We start from the raw sequence: 18,756 nt of genomic DNA on the forward strand, positions 1-18,756 counted from the left end.
TATATCTTAATATATTGTTTAACACAATTCAATTTTCACACTCATCAGCAGTTAGGCCACTTGCTCGCAAAATAACATCAGTAGAAACACCCGCCTTCACTAGATTTTTCGCAACCTTGATCTTTTCTGTTTTTTTTACTTTCTCTTTGCTATTCTTCATATCCCTAGATAAAAATTTCTTCACTAATTCTTGCTCTTCAGTTTTTCTTAGTAAATTAAGTAGTTCACTATCTTCATTTGTTTTAGGTAGCAGAGCTTTAATATTCACTGATAATTCTCCTGCTATTTCATATAATTTATCTAATGATATGGCAGTATACCCTTTTTCATATTCGTGTATTTCCTTGAGTGTTACACCAACTTTATCCGCCAAATCTTTTTGAGTATACCTTCTTATCAATCTCCATTCTCTTATTCTTTGCCCTATTTTGTAATATATAAAATCAGTGCAGATTTCTCTCTCTGTATTATCATACTCATAAATAGATAAGCCCGTTACCTGGGAAATAACATCAGTAGAAACTCCTTCTTTTACTAGATTTTTTGCTACCTCTAATCTTGCCTCTTCTTGATTAATTTTTTCGCTAATATGAACAAACCTGACTAATGAAGGTACTATTTTGCCTAACTTTTGATTCTCGTATATTTTTGTTAGATAGAGTATTTCCTCGTCTTCATAGCTGTCTTCCCTTACTATTACTGATTCAGGTAATAAATCTACAACATCAACTGATAATACTCTTGCTATTACATATAGTACTTCAATTGGAATAGAACTATACCCATTTTCATAGCTGTTTACCCCTTGGTATGTTAAACCTATTTGACCTGCTAATCCTATTTGAGTATGACCTCGAATTAACCTACAATTTTCTATTCTTTGCCCTATTCCATAGCTAACATTGCTTGCAGAAACAAACACATATACCTCCATTTAAGAAAAAACTTTATTGCTATAATTTTTTTACGAGCTATCCATCTAAAACCATATCAATGGATAAACCTACTGCTTGCAAAATAATATCAATAGAAATTCCCCCTTTTACTAGATCCTTTGCAACTTTAATCCTTTCTATCTCTCTCACTTTCTCCTCACAAATACGTATTCCCTCAAACAGAGATTTTATTAGTGCATTACGTAGTTCTTGGCTCTCAATTTCTTTGTATTCTTTAATCAAATCAGGTAGCTCATTTTCTATCTCATCTCCTGTGAGTTCAAGTAGGTCCATAATGTTAATTGATAACACCTTTGCTATTCCATATAATTTATCAAGTGGAACAGAAGTCCTTCCTTGTTCATAGTTGCTTATTTCGTGACGGGTTGTATTCATTTTCTCTGCTAAATCTTTTTGAGTATACTCTCTCACTAGCCTCCATTCTTTTATCTTCTTTCCTATTTGGTAGTAGATAGAACCTGTTTTTTCTTCAACACATTCATCAGCAGAGAGACCAATTGTTTTCGAAACAACGTCAACAGAAATTCCTGCTTTGACCAAACCTTTTGCAATCTTTATTTTCTCTGCTTTTTTACTACTTTTCTCACTAACTTGAACAAATTTGGTTAATAAACAAAACATCCTACGTAACTCATGATCGTTAATCTTTTTATATTCTCTTACTAGATTTAATATTTCCTCTCCCTCATCTTCAAGACAGCTTTTTGATACAGGAATAAGATCAGTAATACTGATTGATAGTGCCTCAGCTATAGCATACAACCTTTCAATTGAAATTCTACGGTTCCCTTTCTCATATTGCAGTATCACCCAATACTTTACACCAACTTTCTCCGCTAAATCCTTCTGAGTATAACCTCGCTCTAACCTCCAATTTTTTACTTTTTGCCCTACTTCATACTCTAGACTTCTTTCCACGAAAAGAACCATACATACAATATTTTCTACTATAGCTCAATTTTGTTAAGGCTCCAGATATAATGGTAAAAAAAACCTCTGGAACCTTAAAGTTGCCTGTAGACGCATTAAAGTTCCCGAAAGGTTTCTTTACTACCTCCACATACCCTATTTACCCATGAAGACGGAGACAATACTTCATCATTGCTAATCTCTTTTATAGCATACTTTTCACTCCATATGCCACATCTAGTGAAATTACCTTTCTCTACTGCTTCTTGAAGTTTTACTCCCCCAAAAAGGCAGTTTTTTCCTATTTCTTCGTCTCTTTTTTGTAACTCAGCCCACATTTCCTTATTTTCTACTCTCACTTGCACCTGATCTGCCTCTTGGTACAACACAATATTTAGCTTACCAATGCTCGTAGGAAATTCTAATACAATAGAGCTGCCATCTGAAATATCGGTATAGTTTCTTATACCTCCCTTCTCACTTTTAACCTCAACTGCATCATTACCAATTTTTAAAATATTACTTCCTAACTTTCTGTTTGCTTCCAGTATTTTGGCTACCTCTACCTTGCTATCTTCAGAAAATTCCATGAAAAGCATTTTGTTATCTATTTCGATATCTATTAATGCTCCTTCCTGAACAGCACTTTCACCAGCTTTTCCTAGTTCTTCTAGTTGCTTATCTATCTGTGGCTGAATTTCTGGTTGTAGCTCATTATAGATTTCACCTATCAGTTTATTCTGTAGTAGAGTATCATGAAACTCTGCACCGCTTAACATTAATTTACGTATTACCTTTTTACGATCAACCTTATCAAATTTATGAAAATGTGTACCTAATACTACATACTCTGCGAAACTCCATTCCCCATCATTACATGCATTTAGCCTTACTCCATCATCTATTACTTCATCTATAACTTTATTCATCTCTTTTAAACTTTTTGCTCTTACCACAGCACTTTTAAACCAGCTCAATTTTTCGCTTTCGCTTATACTTGGCTTTATTTTTTGCAAGACAGAGGTAAATGGATTTTTATCTTCTTGATCACTTATAGGTTTTGTGCCATATATGTAATCAAGTCCCTTTCCGTAGTTGATTTGAACGTCTCTATTAGGGAAGGGCACTTCTCCAGGTTTTTTAGCCTTATTGGTTTTGCTTACAAAGGTGGACTGCTGGTTAACACGACCAATTCCTATAATAGCATTTAACATCTCACCTTCTGATAATTTATCAAGATCAACGTTTAATTGATAAGTACCTCCTTTCTTATCATCAAAAGGTACAATTATTTTATTACCCATATTATCCTCACTATTAAAAATACTTTTTAAGCGTACAATAAACTTTATTATTATACATTCTATTACTCATTATAAATTATAGTGAGTAGATTTGCAAATATTTTCTGCTATAACAATCCGTTTTCTCGAAAGCTGAAATAGCCTCCACTTGTGATGATAATATGGTCAAACAATTTTACGCTTACAGTACTACATGCTGCTGCTAAGCTCTTCGTTACTTCTTGATCTTCTTCTGATGGTTCTAAGCGTCCCCCAGGATGGTTGTGTGACATTATTACTAATGTTGCATTCTTTATTAATGCTTTTCTTATAATTTCCTTTATGTACACTGGTGCTTTTTCCATTTCACCAATATAGGATTCTTCTCCGATTAGTTGGCGCCTTTTATTCAAGTACAGTATTTTTACACATTCCCTCTCTGCATGACCTATACTTACGTTCAAGTATTCTACTAGCCCTTGTAAGTCCATGATTGGTTCTCCCTTGAGCTTTTCTCTCAGTACCCTTTCTAGTGTTTCCTTAACGCACATAATCATTGCTACTGCAGAATCAGTTACTCCTTCTATAACTTTCAGGTCATCCATTTCTCTACCTAAAATCCTTCCTACTCCCGTATAAGTATTCACCAGATTTTTAGCAATTTCTTGAGCCTGTGGCCTTTCATGTACTGCACTTAAAAACGTTTCCATTATTTCACGATCAAGTAGTGCTTTACCTTTGCTTTCTAATATTCTGAATTCTATTTCTTCTTTACTTTTATTCATATAATTTACCCTTCACTAACAACAAACTTTTTTTAAATATTTACTGCTGTTTTTTATCAGCATTGGCATAAAGCCATAGCTTCCGAGCGAAGTCAAATCAATTTCTCAATCTTTTTTACTTATTTTTTCATTAATAAGTTAAGATATTAACAGATGATTATTTTATCTAATTGAAAATTAATTCTTTATGTAAAAGAAGTTGTTACTATTTTAGAAATAACATCAGTAGAAAAACCTAACTTGAGTAAATTATTTGCAACTTTCATTCCCTCTATTTTATCAATCTTCTCTTTGTAAATTTGCTTTCTTTGCAATAAAAATTCTACCCATATATTTAGCTCATCTCGTGATTCTTGATTGTCAATTTTTCTATATTCTCTTGCCCAACTTAATAACTCATTTTCTGCTTCGCAATCATTTTCTTTGTATTCCTTTATCAGATCTTCAACATCCACTGATAATTCTCTTGCTATCTCCCACAACCTTTCACTTAAAAGAGTAACGCTACCTTGTTCATAGTGATGTATCTGTGAGGGACCTACATCTAGCTTTTTTGCTAATTCTTCTTGTGTATATCCTCTTCCACTTTTTTATCTCTTGTCCTCCGTTTGGCTCGTATCTCTCTATTATCAGCATATTCCTTAGTTGATAAGCCCGTTGCTCGATAGATAATGTCATTATCAAACCCCGCCTTAACTAGATTCCTTGCAATTCTTATTCTTGCTGCTTTTATATTACTTTCTTCCTCAGTTCGGATAGATTTGGTTAATGCATAAATTGCTTTTCGTCCTTCTATTTTTTTGTATTTTTCTATGAAATTATACATTTCCTGGCTCCTAGCTTCATCAAAACAACTGCTCTCTTTTAGTACTTTTCGTCTTGGAAGGAGATTTCTAATAGGGATTGATAACGACTCTGCTATGATTTTTAACTTTTCAACTGGAATGCCACATGTTCCTTGCTTAGCAGCGTGTGGTAGTTTATGCTTGTTTTGTCTACTAAGTCTTTCAGAGTATATTTTCTCTTTAACCTCCAGCTTTTTACTTTTTGTGCTATTTTGTATCTTATCGAGATATTTGCCATAAATATTATATAGGTTAATACTACCAAATAAAGATATACAAAATGTTTGCATTTTAGTTGAATATTTCTTCACAATTGTGTATAATTATTAATGCTTTTTATCTTACTTTCTCATGGCTCTTTCTAAGTTTCTCGATCCAAAAAATGATATATCGTTCAAGCGCATCTTTGGCACTGAAAAAAATAAGGACATTCTTATTCACTTCCTTAATGATATCCTTGGCTTCACTGGCAAAAGTACAATAAAGGATATAGAGTTTTTAAGTACTATTCAAGACCCTGACATTGCCTCTAAAAAACAAAGCATTGTCGATGTTCTTTGTAAAGATGAAAATGGGCTGCAAGTGATAGTCGAAATGCAGGTCGCTAAAACCAAAGGCTTTGAGAAACGTGCCCAATATTATGCTGCTAAAGCTTACTCAAGACAGGCTGATAAAGGTGATCAATACCATGACCTTAAGGAAATTATCTTTATTGCTATAGCAGATTGTATACTGTTTCCTGATAAGTCTGAGTATAAGTCAAAGCATACTATTCGCGATGAATATACTAATGAGCATGATCTAAAAGATTTTTACTTTATATTTATTGAGTTGCCTAAATTTCCAAAAACCAAAGAAGATCAGCTTTCAAGTATAGTTGAAAAATGGGTCTACTTCTTTAGATATGCAGATGAAACTAGTGAAGAAGAGCTAGAGAGAATAATAGGAAGTGATCTAATAATTAAAAGAGCATATGAAGAACTAAATAGGTTCAACTGGTCAGAAAAAGAATTTATAGCCTATGAACAAGAGATCAAGCGTATTCGTGATGAACAGGCTGTCCTTGCTCAAAAACTCGATGATGCTAAACAAGAAGGCATCCTAATCGGCCATGAAAAAGGTAAAATTGAAGGTAAAATTGAAGTTGCAAAAAACTCACTCAAGGCCGGTGTATCTATAGATGTTATAGCTCAAATTACCGGTCTCTCTAATTCTGAAATTTCACAACTCAAAGAAAAAACATAATTATTCACTTTAACATTTATGAAAACCTTCTCTAAGTTAGACATATTCCCTAATTAAGAATCTAGTGAACTGTCTAAAATGGCTATAAAGATTGAACATAGAATTATATAAATTACTATCATAACGAAACCCTCCTATTCAGCCTTCCATATCAAAAATACATACTGTAAGTTTAACACGGAGAGTACATTACCACTTATTTCCTAATCTCAGTCTTGTACCTCTAATTTCTACTTTATCTATCTATAACCCTCAAACTTGCTACTGATCTCCCTTCTGATAAAGTTGAAGAGTTAAACAGAATGACATCCTTTTTTACTTATTTGGTAAACCATAAAGTACCTTCAATTCTTCCTAAAGTCTCAGCTCTAACTTTTTCAGCATGCAGCATTCCCTTTTGGATTTTCTTAGGTAATGGCATATTGTTAAATTTCTGATTTGTCGCTTTCATGGCCAACATGTTCAATGCAAACAATGTACTTGGTACATCAACTTGCACTGTAGCTCTTGTTAAATGCGCATGTTTAGAATTATGAGAACTTTGCTGGTTTTGATGAAAACCTTGTTGTTTTTGATTTGCACCACCTATCATTTTTCTACTATCTATTCTTTCATTACTAATCTTTTCAGACCATTTATTGTTTGCACTAATCATTGGTTTGTATTGGTTACTATGTTCATAGGAGCTGTTATCAAACTGTTTATGATTTACTATGTGCTCCTTTCTTTCACTAATCTTTTTAGATCGATCATCAAAGTAACTATGGTTTTTGTTGCCATTGTAAGATAAAGTAGGTTTTGACTTATTATGTAAAACCCCTGACTTCTGCTGTTTTTCATTACTTATAATTTTGGATTGATTAACACTCCCGCTAATAACACTCTGTTTATTGTTTATTTTGCTTTCATATTGTTGTTTTGCTTGCCTGTCATTGCCACGTTTTTTGCTGTAGGCACCGGCATTCTTATCATTACCTTTACGAGCATCATACTTTGACATATATTGAAATTCCATCTCTTGTGCTTGATCATAGCTAGGCTGTTTTGATTTCCATTGATTGCTTGAGTCCATTTGAATATCTGTAAGTTTAGAATCTTTTAATTCTTTAGCTGTACCTCTGTATAACCCATTTACTAAATCTGATGCCAATTTTCCACCTTTTTCTTTTGCCCAACCACACAAACCATTTATCCATGAAGATGATCTTGTGCCACTACTTGCTACTGAATTTAGGGATTCACTTGGCAAATGACGGCGTTCGCGTCGTGCAGATCTTTCTTCCTCGAGTCTTTCTTTTAAATAGTTCACAATACTACTATGTCCTTTATCTTTAGCAATATCTAGTGGTGTTTTACCGTAATCATCTGTAGCACTGAGATTAGCACCAGCATCTACAAGAGACTTCACTATATCAAGTCTATCGGTGCCAGCAGCATAGTGTAAAGGTGTCCAATGACCTTTGTCTTCAGCATTAACATTAGCATCATGACTAAGAAGTAACTTGACTGCATCTAGCCTGTAGTTTGCAACTGCTCCATGTAAAGGAGTTGCTTGATATTCCCCATTTTCAGTTTCAATATTAGAACCATTGTCAAGAAGGAACCTTATTCTATCTAAATTACCTATTTCAGCAGCTGAATACAGTAGTGTACTGCCGTCCTCGTCCTTAGTATCAATGTTAGCACCCTTGGCAATGAGACCTTTAGCTTCATTAAAACCACCACCTTGCACTGCAGCTAACAATTGCCTATTTAGACTTGACTGTGTTTGTTGTAAGTACTCTACAACATTATTATGTCCTTTATCTCTAGCAATGTCTAGAGATGTTTTACCACTATTATCTTTAGTATCAACATTAGCTCCACTATTTATAAGATATTGCAGCACATCTAAATGACCACCCCAAGAAGCCAAGTGTAGTGGCGTCTCGCCATTTCTATCAGCCTCATTAATACTCGCTCCTTTCATGAGGAAAAGTTCTATAATTTCTTTATCATTGTTCTCAGCAGCAGTATACATAGGCCCCCTACCATAGACACCTTGAATATCCTTGTGATTATTCATAACAGCAAAGTGCATAGGAGTTCTGCCAAGTATATCTTTAGCATTCACATTAGCTCCCTTATCAACTAAAAACTTAGCGATATCTGAATGACCTTTCAATGCAGCCCAGTGTAGTAATGTGCAGCCATATTTATCAGTCGCATTAACACTCACATCTTTACTAACAAGAAACTCCACTGTGCCTAAGTTACCACTCCAAGTATAATAAAACCCGCCATGCGTTCTGTCGTCAATATCTTTAGCAATAAGATCATTGATTGTCTTTAGATCCTTTTCATTTTTTACAGTAAGTAACAATTCTTTATCTAAGCGTGTTTGCATAAAAACTTCCATCATTGTATTAGAATTAGTATCATCTGCCTCATTTTCGGGAGTTCTACCACTGTTATCCTTGACATCGATGCCAGCTCCTTTACTTATAAGATACTTTACCATACCTAAACGATGATAAGACTGTGAAGCATAATGTAGAGGTGTTTTACCATCCTTATCTTTAATATTAACATCAGCACCCAGATTTATGAGATCTTTTACTTTACTAAAATCACTATCTTGCACTGCAGCCAGTAATTGCTCATTTAATTGAGCTTGTTTTAAGTATTTTACGACGCTATCATACTTTCGGTTGATGGCGATATCTAGCGGTGTTTTACCATCCTTATCTTTAGCTTTGATATCTGCTCCCTTACTTGCAAGATACCCCACTACATCCAGATGGCCGCCACCAGAAGCCATGTGCAATGCTGTCTGCCCATCACTATCTTTTAGATTAACATCAACTTTCTCCTCATCTATAAAATACTTTACCACATCTAGCTTACCATTGTAAGCAGCATAGTGCAGGGGAACTCTACTGCCATTATCTTTAATTTCTAAGCTATTTTTTGCATCTGCTACAAAATATTTTACTATATCCAGATTACCACCATAAGCAGCAGAATGCATAACAGTCATCCCATTACTATACTTAGTATTCAAGCTAGCCCCTTGACTTACAAGATCTCTAACTTCATCAAAATTACCATATTGTGCTGCAATAAGTAATTCTTGATCTAGCTGCACTTGTTTTAAATACCCTACAACATCTTCATGTTTTTGATCAGTAGCAGCATCCAGCGATGTCTCACCACCTTTGTCCTGAGCATTAATGTCAGCTCCCTTTTCTACAAGGTACTTCACTACACCTAAGTGACCATTCCAAGAAGCACAGTATAGTGGCGTTCTACCATACCTATCAGTATCATCAACGTTCATTCCCTTACTGAGAAAAAACTCTATGATGTTTGTATTATTATTTTCAGCAGCAACATGTATAGGTTTCCTACCAAAAATATTCTCAGCACTAATATCAGCTCCCTCCTTGACTAATAACTTAGCATCATCTAATTGACCTTCCCATGCAGCTAAATGTAGTGGTGTCCAACCATTTTCATCTGTAGTATTAACATCAACACCTTTTCCAAAATGGCTATTCACGGAAACATCGCAAACAGGAGGCTCTATTATGCTTTGATTAGAACTAAAAGCCCCACCAGTATTGTCCACAGCGCTTGTACCTTCAACCTGACTTCTACCTTTTCTTACAGTAGATCCACAATCTTCTATTCTCCATACACCTTGTGTAACCTTGCCCCCCGGAACCCAAGTAAATACTCTTCTCCTATCTTTGTCATATTTAGCATAATCAGCAGCATACAAATACTCATTATGCTTAACATTCCTTATATTACATTTATCACCGTTAGGCTCAATCTTCCATACACCTTGCGTAACTTGTCCCCCTGGAATCCAAGTAAATACCATTCGTCTATCATTATCATAATTAAAATAATTACTAGCAGCATATAAATGTTCATTAAACTCAACATTTACTATACGAAAGCTATCACCATCAGGCTGAATCTTCCACACACTTTGTTTATCATTTTTCCCAGGAACCCAAGTAAACGCTCTCCTCCTTTCTGTGTCATAATTAAAACAATCAACAGCAGCATATAAATATTCATTTTGATAAGTATTTTTAATACATACTTTTGATGCAAATACTATATTCTTTACTGATTCTGGTAATTTACTTTTTAGCCTTTCAAGATCAGATCTTTTTTCTGAATCGAGACTAGAATATTTATCAAAACTCATTGCCTCTTTAATAGAGTAAGCTAACTTAAATATTGCACTATTATTTAAATCATCATTTCTTTGCATTGCATCAAACACAGCTACATAACCTGATATACGCTGACCAGCATTATTATGACTGCGTACATAACTTAATGTTTCTTTCGTATCTACCCTCCCATACACATCATTTATAACTCCTTTAATTATATCATCAAACAGCTTTCCATCTGATTTATAAATTTCATTAGCAAGTTCATTAACTGAACTATACCTATTACGCAACATGCCATCCTTTAGCTTCTCTTTTGCTACACTTTTTATTGAATATCTTAACTTCTCTACAAAAAACTCTGCCCATCTTTTTACATTAGGTGCAGTATCTGCTTGGTTAATAATTTCCTTCTTTACGCCCTCAACTACTCCCATCATCTTATATGGGTCGTTACCTTTAGCTTCAATACTAGCATTCTTATCAAGGAAGAATTTGACCATCTCTAAATCACCGTTGTAAGCAGCCATACGTAGAGGTGTTCTACCATCACTATCTCTAGCTTGAATATCAGCACCTCTATCAACAAGAAACTTAGCTATATTTAATTTATCTTCCTGAACAGCTAAGTGAAGAGGATGGACGTCTTTATCTTTAATACTAAAATACTTTCTCTCAAAAAGAATTTCTACTATGTCCAATCTACCTTCTTGAATAGCCATATATAAAGGTGTTAATTCATGCTTACTTTCAGTATTAATACTTTCAATTTTTCTAATTAAACCTTTAGCTTCATTAATATTGTTTTGCACTATAGCATCAAACATGTGCTCCTTTAATAAAGTTACTTTCTCCTTATTAAAGTCCTCTATAACATCTTTCGAATTACAAGCAGAGACTATGCATTTCAAATTAGAAACCATCGTATCATTAAAAGCAAACATCATTTCTCTTGCTGGTTGATAACTATTCCAATTCTCTACTTTTGCAATGGTACTATTTCCATATGATAGCACTAAACTACCATCAGCAATCTCCATATCAAAACCCAATATAGACTTATCTCTAAAATCAACCAACCCAACATCATTATTGTCAATAGGTTGATTATGATAAATCTGTAATCCTTGTTCATCTGGCTGATAATATCTGAAAGAGTTAGGATCCATCTCTACATGCTCAAGCTTTGAATTTGTACTATCAATTTTATAAAGCTCATTGTTCATTCGTAATACAACTTGTTGATGCTCTAGACTTTCAAAATAATCAACTAAACCAATAGATAAAGACCATTTAGTACCTTTACTACCAAGTACTGTAATATCTTTTATCTCTAAACTGTCCTCTGTAAGGTCAGAGATTGATTGGTTATAACATTCATTTATATAACTCCTTTCACCTTCTTCTATACCTATACTATCAATATCTGTTACATTCAACTCAGCAAAATCGATAACATCGTAGGGTATACTTTGGTAAGGTGTTACTTTGTTTTTTATTTTTAGATTGAGCCTTATCGGCGATGATGAAATTTCCCTGCTTAATTCATGATCATATTCTGGTAGCTTGATGATATACTTATGTTGAAAATTTTCTCCTTCTACTGTCACATCCTGAGGATGGTTACACGCCATAATATAGTTATTATAATTAAGCTCTCCTCCGTTTCCACGATATTTCTGATAACTGTTTGCTATATTAGAACCACTGGGGCTAAAATCAACAATTACCTGATCTGAGTACATACCTGCAATTATCACTTTTTCACTAGGTATTCCCATGTAATTTTTGGTAACTTCTATTTGAGATATTGGTATGTCCAAATTACTCTTACTAGCAATATCTTTTGCAACTTGATAAGTATTAGTCAATTCTTGATCTAGAATACTTGCTTGTATAAATGCTCTTAACTTTTTTTCGCTATTTTGTATTATCTCTCCACTAATATCATTTCCTGAATTTTTCAATTTTTGGTATCTAATATCTTCTACTGTATCAGACAAAGACTTATCTTGTATTGCAACAGATTCTGTTATTCCATTGCAATTTACTTCGATTGATAGATTGTTAAAATCACCGATTTTAGTACTTGTAACAATACTTTGCATATCATCAGCTAAAAGATCTAAGTTATAGCCACTTTCCTCTATATTTTCATTTATTCTCCACTGTGTGATATTAGCAACTTGAATCCTTATTACGTCAATATTTCCTTTTATTTTTCCTGTACTACCTAAATCACTTACTATCCTAGCATTATCACTATCTTCATTAACAACAAATATTGTCTGCTTTAATCCCCTGTGATGCAGATTTTCTTTGTTAACTACTCTAACTTCATAATCTTTGTCTGTACAGTTAGATGAATTCTGCCAAATCTCTGCGTTTTTCACATTAATCAATCTTGTTTCACAATGAGTAGTAATATTTTGCTTGTTGTCAGAATTAGATACGTAGTTATATGTGTTAACCAATCTTATGTTATTGCTGTTACTATAATTTATAATTCCGTTGTGCAAATCAGCAACGATATCATTAGCTTTAACACTCATTACTACAGTATTTTCTTTTCCTGCTCCACCTTCAAGAGTACCAGATATAGAATTATTAATAATAAAAATAGTTTCATTATTTTTTGAGCCAATATAACGTATATCACTGCCTTCTGGAATATGCATTACCGCCGGATAATTTGCTGCTGCTGTTAATGTCCTTGGCCCTGAAATATACAGTACCGAGTCTTTAGGGTATGTTCCCTTTTTTATAAGGGAAGAATCTTTCCTTTTTGGATTAGTAAAAATAAAAGGTTTACCTGAGAGAGTAAAGGTCTCTTGACAATTCCTATGGATTTTGTTGATATTGCATGGAAAAAATCCACCACCCTTTTCATTAATTATTTTACTGCACTGAGATTTTTGTGTCGGTTTTCTTAATGGTGCATCTATAATTCTTAAACCAAGATTTTCGTACTCATATTTTGTTAGATGAGGAATATGTTTTGCATCTGTATTAACAACATAAACCTTCTTTTTATCTATATCTTGATCACATTTAGGATTGTTTTTTATGTTACAGATAAACCTTTCCCAACCTTCATTCATAACCAAAGTATAAGATCTCATAGGTAGTGTTTTAGAGATATCGAGGGAAGATAAATCTTTCTCCGCATTAGAAGCTGTGTTAACATTACTAAAAGAGATGTTATTGTATTTTTCTTCTAACTCACACGTCTGATGACAGAACCCCGTGAACGCTGGACCCGGTTGACATATACGATCTGCATCTCTAATTATCTCACTATATTTTTCTTCAATAGAGATTACATATTGTACAATTGCAGCTATATTATAATTATCATCTAACAATTTAATAGCTACTTCTTTTACATGGTTTAAATAACCTTTTACTCTAATTATATCCCCATATTCCTTTTCTACATCTCTTCCTGTAAAAAACTTGATCACCTTTGCAAAAAAGACTTCTGCCTGCTCATTACCAGGTAACAGAGGTACTTGTTCTGCTATTGCTTTTGTATATTCCATTCTTTCATGGATTTCTACACCAATTGTTATCAATACATCAGCAGCCATAGTAACTACTGCTACCCTTCCTAAAACTTTGCCTGCAGCAGATAACCCTCTTAAAATCTTAGTAGTAGCACTTACACTTTTTATCGTAAAACTAACTCCTGCACTTATAGGCCTTATACTCATGCTTGCTAGTTTTATACCACTACTAGCTGTCCAATAATAATTTAATGGATGATTATTACCTTGAGCTATTTCATTTACACTATATCCAAATTGATAAGCGATAGTCGCAAATGTAATACTTTGAACTACAGGATTACTGATAACCTTAACAAAAGCTTGACGTGCAGGCCCTGGTATTTTACCAATCAGTTTTCCTACTTTACTATTAGGAGAAATACTTATACTCTCTCTAACATCATCCATAGCATCTAGTATGCCATTGATACCAAACACTTGCTTCAGAGCATCATTATCATGCCGTCCAAGTGTTGTTGCATCACTTATGCTATCAAACAAGTCATATATGGCCATGAGGGAAAAAAACTTTCCACCTTTTGCTCCTTTTATTTTTGCTGAATCAAATTTATCACGATCAAATGCAATTCCTTTTTCTTTAAGGCTGCTTTCTACATTACTAATATAATCTGCAAAAACTTTTTCACCAAGATCATCAAAATGACTTTTAAACCTATCGAAAGTATCTTCTCTAACTTCTTTTGCTAATAAGCTCTGTTTAATTTCCTTTACAATATCATTGTAATCTTGATTAGTTTGAACATCACCTATGTCTTCAATGTATTTTTTATTCTCTAACAACTGCTTATCATTTGATAGTTGATGTAATTTATCAAAGACTACCTCTTTTCCATCTTTAAATATACTATCTAATTTTATTCTATAATCATCAATTTTTAAATAATATTCACTACCTTGCTCTTTAATTTCTTCTATTATCGCATACTCTTTATCGCTGCTTACTTTTAACTTTATCTCAAGATTTTCCTTATCCAGTATATAATTTTCTATACTTTTAATATTTGTAGCGTTATCTATTATTAATTCTTTACCATTACCGTCATTGTCCTTGAATTTTATATTCACCTTATCACTATCAATACTCACTTGAGGAGAATCTATAGTTATAATTTTTGTGTCATAAGCTTCAATACCAGACAACTCTTTAATAAGTTTTTCCTTTTCTTTCTCTGTAATCTTTTCTTCATCACGTGAATCTATACAGACCATACCTGTACTGCGCTGTTTCCTTCCTTTAGAACATTGCTGCTGACTAATACTAAAGATAGAACTATGAACTACCTTAACAGGAGTAAACGCATCTTTGCTCATTAAGATAAGGGAATCTGCATTATTCGCACCTTTATCAAATACAACACCTATAAAATCTACTTTTTTCCCATCTGTCAGCGTCTTATAAGTTACACCTTTCTTATACTCATCGGCTATTTGTTTGTTTGCCTCATCTTTTAATGCATCAGCTGTCTTGCCTTCCCTTGGTCCTTTAAGCTCTAACCCTACTGGATCGTATTCTTTAGCACTGCTAGCTTGATCTGCAAATTTGATACCATGAACCAGCATATCAATACGTTTTCCTCTGCCTGTTTGAAACTCAGTTAATACTAATGCCCTGTTTTCTTGTAGTTCTCCTAGCTTTATATCACTATAGTGGCTAAATGCTCCGTGAGATATAGCTTGAGTATGCGCTTCCTTTTCTATTAGAACCTTAAAAGGTAGCACTGTCTCACCTAATTTTCCAAATAACTCCTTATACTTGCCTATTGATTGAGATTGATCTTGTGAAGAAGCAAGCTGAGACTTCAATACCTCATCAAATGTTTCCTTTAACCCAGCAGGATAAGGAATGTTTTTCCACTCTCCACCAAAAAAACTTTTTCCCTGCCTATACTTATCCAAGGAATTATATCTATTAACCTTCTCTACATCGAAAAAATCTGATCTTCTTTCCTCTTGTAAACTTATACATACTTCTGTTATTTTACTGACTGTTGGTAGGTTAATGGGTATTTTTTTCTCACTAAACTCTCCTTTTCCTCCCTCTCTAATGTGAAAGATAAACACCTCTTTATTCTGCCCTTGATTTCCTTTAGTCAGCATGAATGTTGTCACAGGCCTTTCAGTTGATTGTGCACCAGACCTTGTAGAAGAAGCAAGTGGGTACTCATTATATAAAAATACAGATTTCTCTAAATCAATATCTACAAACTTATCAGCAAGAAGAAGTTGCCCTAATAAAAATCTACTAAAGTAATTACCTCCTTTCTCTGGTGTACCAGGAAATGTATGGTAAATACGTTCTAGTGGCTGTTTTATCTTTTCTGTTATATCAGTAGTCGTACTTCTTTCACCATTCCAACTTGAAGTTACTTCTAAAAGCTTCTGTATTGTAGGTGGAGCAGGTTCCCTTTCACGAGGTGGAGATATATACATTGAAAACTTTTCAGTTGAATCCAAATTTAACCCTACACAAAGCACATTATCTGAAACGGTTAAAACACGCATTGTGTTTGGCTGAAAACCTTTTGCATAATCTTTTGCTTGCTCTAATGCATTACCTGGCGTTGTACCAGCAGCTGTTCCTGCTTTTAATTCAATAATAATTGGAACAGCGTTTAATGACCTATCCTTGCCACGAGGCACTAGAACAATATCAGCATAACCTCTCCCTGCAAATTGCTCTAAGTAAACCCTGAGATTATACCTATAGCGGAAATTCACTAAAGCTCCTGCTACAAATCCATGATGTGCTGCTTCTTTTACTTCTTGACCATAGACAAGTGAATCCTTATGTTCAGAGTGAATTTTACTAACTTTTTTTAGAATATTTTCAACAGGTTTTTTCACTTTTTCCACATCAGGATTAGTCAGCTTTGCTATATCACTTTCTGGATTATTCCATAATCCCTTTTTTATTTCCTTAAACTCATGTATTGTAGAAGCATCATTGTCCAATTTATTATTTTCCACATTAACAGATATTCCTGCCATTTTCCCTTTGGCATCTTTTTCTTTAGTGATTTCTACTAATCTCACACCTAGCTTACCTTGATCTCTAGCTAGCCTCACAACGTTATTCCTGGCGACTTTAGTATTGCCTAATATCTTATCTAGCTCACCATAACTAAACTTTTTTCTTGTGCTACCAGATTCTGCAATAACAAAGAGCTTTACTTTATCAGCAGCATCTTCTGGGCTTTTGATTTCTCCTTTTTTAATAACAGCTACTTTTAGAGTCTTTGAGCTGTCAAAACTAAAATATATTTTCTCAATATTCAGCTTTGTTGCAATTTCCGTGTCTACCAAAGTAGAAAAGCTTCCTAAAAAGAAATGAGGAAAAAACCCTTCTTTACCTACTGAATGTAAATACGATGGAACCTGGTCAACATACGATTGAAACCTTGCTTTGAAAGATTCAAAATCACTCCCTTTTGGAACTGAAGTACTTGGGCCAGCTTTTACTGACTCTCGAATTAGTAGCTCTATTAATTCAAAATCCTGCACTCCTTGATTATCAACTTCTCCTTGTTTTCTTTTAGGCATATAACCCTCCTTTTAGATCTCTTTAATGATCACCTAACCCCACATAAGATTGATCATGCACTTTACTGAGCTCTACCTCAGCTAAATCACCACTTGGGCCAGGTATGTTTTTTTGATCGAGTTCTTTATCAGCAGACTTACCATAGCCTAAAAACTTATTTAATGATTGATTATCTCTTTGTTCTAATATAGAATGTATACAGTTTGCTTTCTCAGAAGACATAAACTCCTTGATTTGCTTAGAATTAGCCTTATCTAACATTGCCCACACTGGCTTCATAAAACCTTTTTCAACCAAATGTACTGAAAATTTTCCTTGAAAAGAAGAATCTTCCATCATTTCCTCGTCCAATGTGAAGGTACAATGATTATCAAATCCTTCTTTTTTCCACATATGCATAAAAACCTCCACACCAGCACCTAAATAATGCTCTGGACAGTCCTTTATCATGAATTTCAACCAAAGAGAATAATCATCTTCTGAAATTTCACTTGATTTTAAACAATCAAATAATTCCTGAAATTTATCAAAACTAAGCACGTCCTTCATTCTATTTAAAGATCCATAATAACCATTCTTTTCTAAATCTCTTTTCAAAAGCTCTGGATATTTATCAGGACTTATCTGACTTAAACAAAATTCAAACACATCGGGATAGCCATTATCATGTGCTGCATGCACTGCAATTCTCATGAAAACTTCATCTTTCTCTTGAGCACTTAACTCACTTTCAGGTAATGATTTTATCTTATTCCAAAAGAATTCTACTGCTTCTACACGTCTTCTCCTCGAACTTATTGCTGCACGATGTAAACCAAAGACATAAGGATGCTGACCTTTTAGATCTAACTCTGAAATGTATCCACTAATGAAATGTGACCAAAATTGCATCATTGCGTCTGTACACCAACTTCCACTTATTCTTTTTGCTAGCTTTTTTAATGCGTCTGGGTCACCGTCTTTCACTTTATGCTTCTGTTTAAAATGTTCAAATAGAGAGATTATGTCTTCTTCTAAGCAACACCAACATGCGATTTGGTAAAGATAAAAGTCCTCTAATGGATTGCTTGTGCCTTTCCAACTCTGAGGTTCAATCACCTTTTTAGCAACTACTCTTCTATTAAGCTTGATACCATGTATTGTATCGGTTTTTTCCCAACATTCTTCATTTGATAACACATCTAAAAAGAATGGAAGTTTTGTTTCACCCCAGGTATCAAATAAAGGCAAAAATGCACCGCACCAGTTTTCTAATTGAAGTTGTTTAGATTCTTTATAAGGATCATTATCTTTAATAATAAAGAAAACCGCTTTTCTGAGTTCATCATAGTCCATAATTCTTACCTCACAAACAAAACCATATTAAGATACAGAGCTATAATAATTTATAAATTCCATATCAACTCTGACATCGTACTCCACCCTTAAAATTTGTCAATTAATATTGT

The 18,756-nt window shown here is 33.9% G+C and carries 8 protein-coding genes and 1 pseudogene; 1 reads left to right on the forward strand and 8 read right to left on the reverse strand.

Annotated features, from left to right (window positions below):
• Positions 1–28 precede the first annotated feature (28 nt).
• The 6 genes and pseudogenes from wmk (OOK92_RS05340) to OOK92_RS05365 all read right to left on the reverse strand — a co-directional run bounded on the left by wmk (OOK92_RS05340) (position 29) and on the right by OOK92_RS05365 (position 5,068).
• Positions 29–922, reverse strand: coding sequence for a WO male-killing family protein Wmk (gene wmk, locus OOK92_RS05340; protein WP_264735463.1), 894 nt, complete (start codon positions 920–922; stop codon positions 29–31).
• A gap of 49 nt (positions 923–971) precedes the next feature.
• Positions 972–1,886: a WO male-killing family protein Wmk gene (gene wmk, locus OOK92_RS05345; protein ID WP_264735464.1), complete on the reverse strand. Its 915-nt coding sequence runs from the start codon at positions 1,884–1,886 to the stop codon at positions 972–974.
• Positions 1,887–1,981: 95 nt separating this feature from the next.
• Entirely contained in the window at positions 1,982–3,169 is a 1,188-nt protein-coding gene (locus tag OOK92_RS05350) for a hypothetical protein (protein ID WP_264735465.1), read from the reverse strand.
• Between the two features lie 107 nt (positions 3,170–3,276).
• Entirely contained in the window at positions 3,277–3,933 is a 657-nt protein-coding gene (locus OOK92_RS05355; RefSeq protein ID WP_264735466.1) for a JAB domain-containing protein, read from the reverse strand.
• Between the two features lie 185 nt (positions 3,934–4,118).
• A pseudogene (locus tag OOK92_RS05360) lies at positions 4,119–4,463 on the reverse strand (WO male-killing family protein Wmk); the annotation flags it as partial.
• A gap of 26 nt (positions 4,464–4,489) precedes the next feature.
• Entirely contained in the window at positions 4,490–5,068 is a 579-nt protein-coding gene (locus OOK92_RS05365; protein WP_264735467.1) for an XRE family transcriptional regulator, read from the reverse strand.
• A gap of 61 nt (positions 5,069–5,129) precedes the next feature.
• Here OOK92_RS05365 and OOK92_RS05370 point away from each other — a divergent pair, with 61 nt between their 5' ends.
• Positions 5,130–6,023, forward strand: coding sequence for an Rpn family recombination-promoting nuclease/putative transposase (locus tag OOK92_RS05370; RefSeq protein WP_264735468.1), 894 nt, complete (start codon positions 5,130–5,132; stop codon positions 6,021–6,023).
• Between the two features lie 319 nt (positions 6,024–6,342).
• On the opposite strand, the gene OOK92_RS05375 is transcribed toward OOK92_RS05370, so the two are convergent.
• Together OOK92_RS05375 and OOK92_RS05380 are read right to left on the reverse strand one after the other, a co-directional pair.
• Entirely contained in the window at positions 6,343–17,307 is a 10,965-nt protein-coding gene (locus OOK92_RS05375; protein ID WP_264735469.1) for an ankyrin repeat domain-containing protein, read from the reverse strand.
• A 22-nt stretch (positions 17,308–17,329) separates the two neighbouring features.
• Positions 17,330–18,643 (reverse strand): hypothetical protein, encoded by a 1,314-nt coding sequence (locus OOK92_RS05380; RefSeq protein WP_264735470.1) that lies wholly within the window; start codon positions 18,641–18,643, stop codon positions 17,330–17,332.
• Between the last annotated feature and the right edge of the window lie 113 nt (positions 18,644–18,756).

This window comes from Wolbachia endosymbiont (group A) of Rhinocyllus conicus (assembly GCF_947250775.1).
Taxonomy (GTDB): Bacteria; Pseudomonadota; Alphaproteobacteria; order Rickettsiales; family Anaplasmataceae; genus Wolbachia.

What these genes read in the sequence shown, in the direction of transcription:
- OOK92_RS05355 (WP_264735466.1), bottom strand. Translation starts at nt 3,933, where the DNA reads ATGAATAAAAGTAAAGAAGAAATAGAATTCAGAATATTAGAAAGCAAA.
- OOK92_RS05365 (WP_264735467.1), bottom strand. Translation starts at nt 5,068, where the DNA reads ATGCAAACATTTTGTATATCTTTATTTGGTAGTATTAACCTATATAAT.
- OOK92_RS05375 (WP_264735469.1), bottom strand. Translation starts at nt 17,307, where the DNA reads ATGCCTAAAAGAAAACAAGGAGAAGTTGATAATCAAGGAGTGCAGGAT.
- OOK92_RS05380 (WP_264735470.1), bottom strand. Translation starts at nt 18,643, where the DNA reads ATGGACTATGATGAACTCAGAAAAGCGGTTTTCTTTATTATTAAAGAT.
- OOK92_RS05350 (WP_264735465.1), bottom strand. Translation starts at nt 3,169, where the DNA reads ATGGGTAATAAAATAATTGTACCTTTTGATGATAAGAAAGGAGGTACT.
- wmk (WP_264735464.1), bottom strand. Translation starts at nt 1,886, where the DNA reads ATGGTTCTTTTCGTGGAAAGAAGTCTAGAGTATGAAGTAGGGCAAAAA.
- OOK92_RS05370 (WP_264735468.1), top strand. Translation starts at nt 5,130, where the DNA reads ATGGCTCTTTCTAAGTTTCTCGATCCAAAAAATGATATATCGTTCAAG.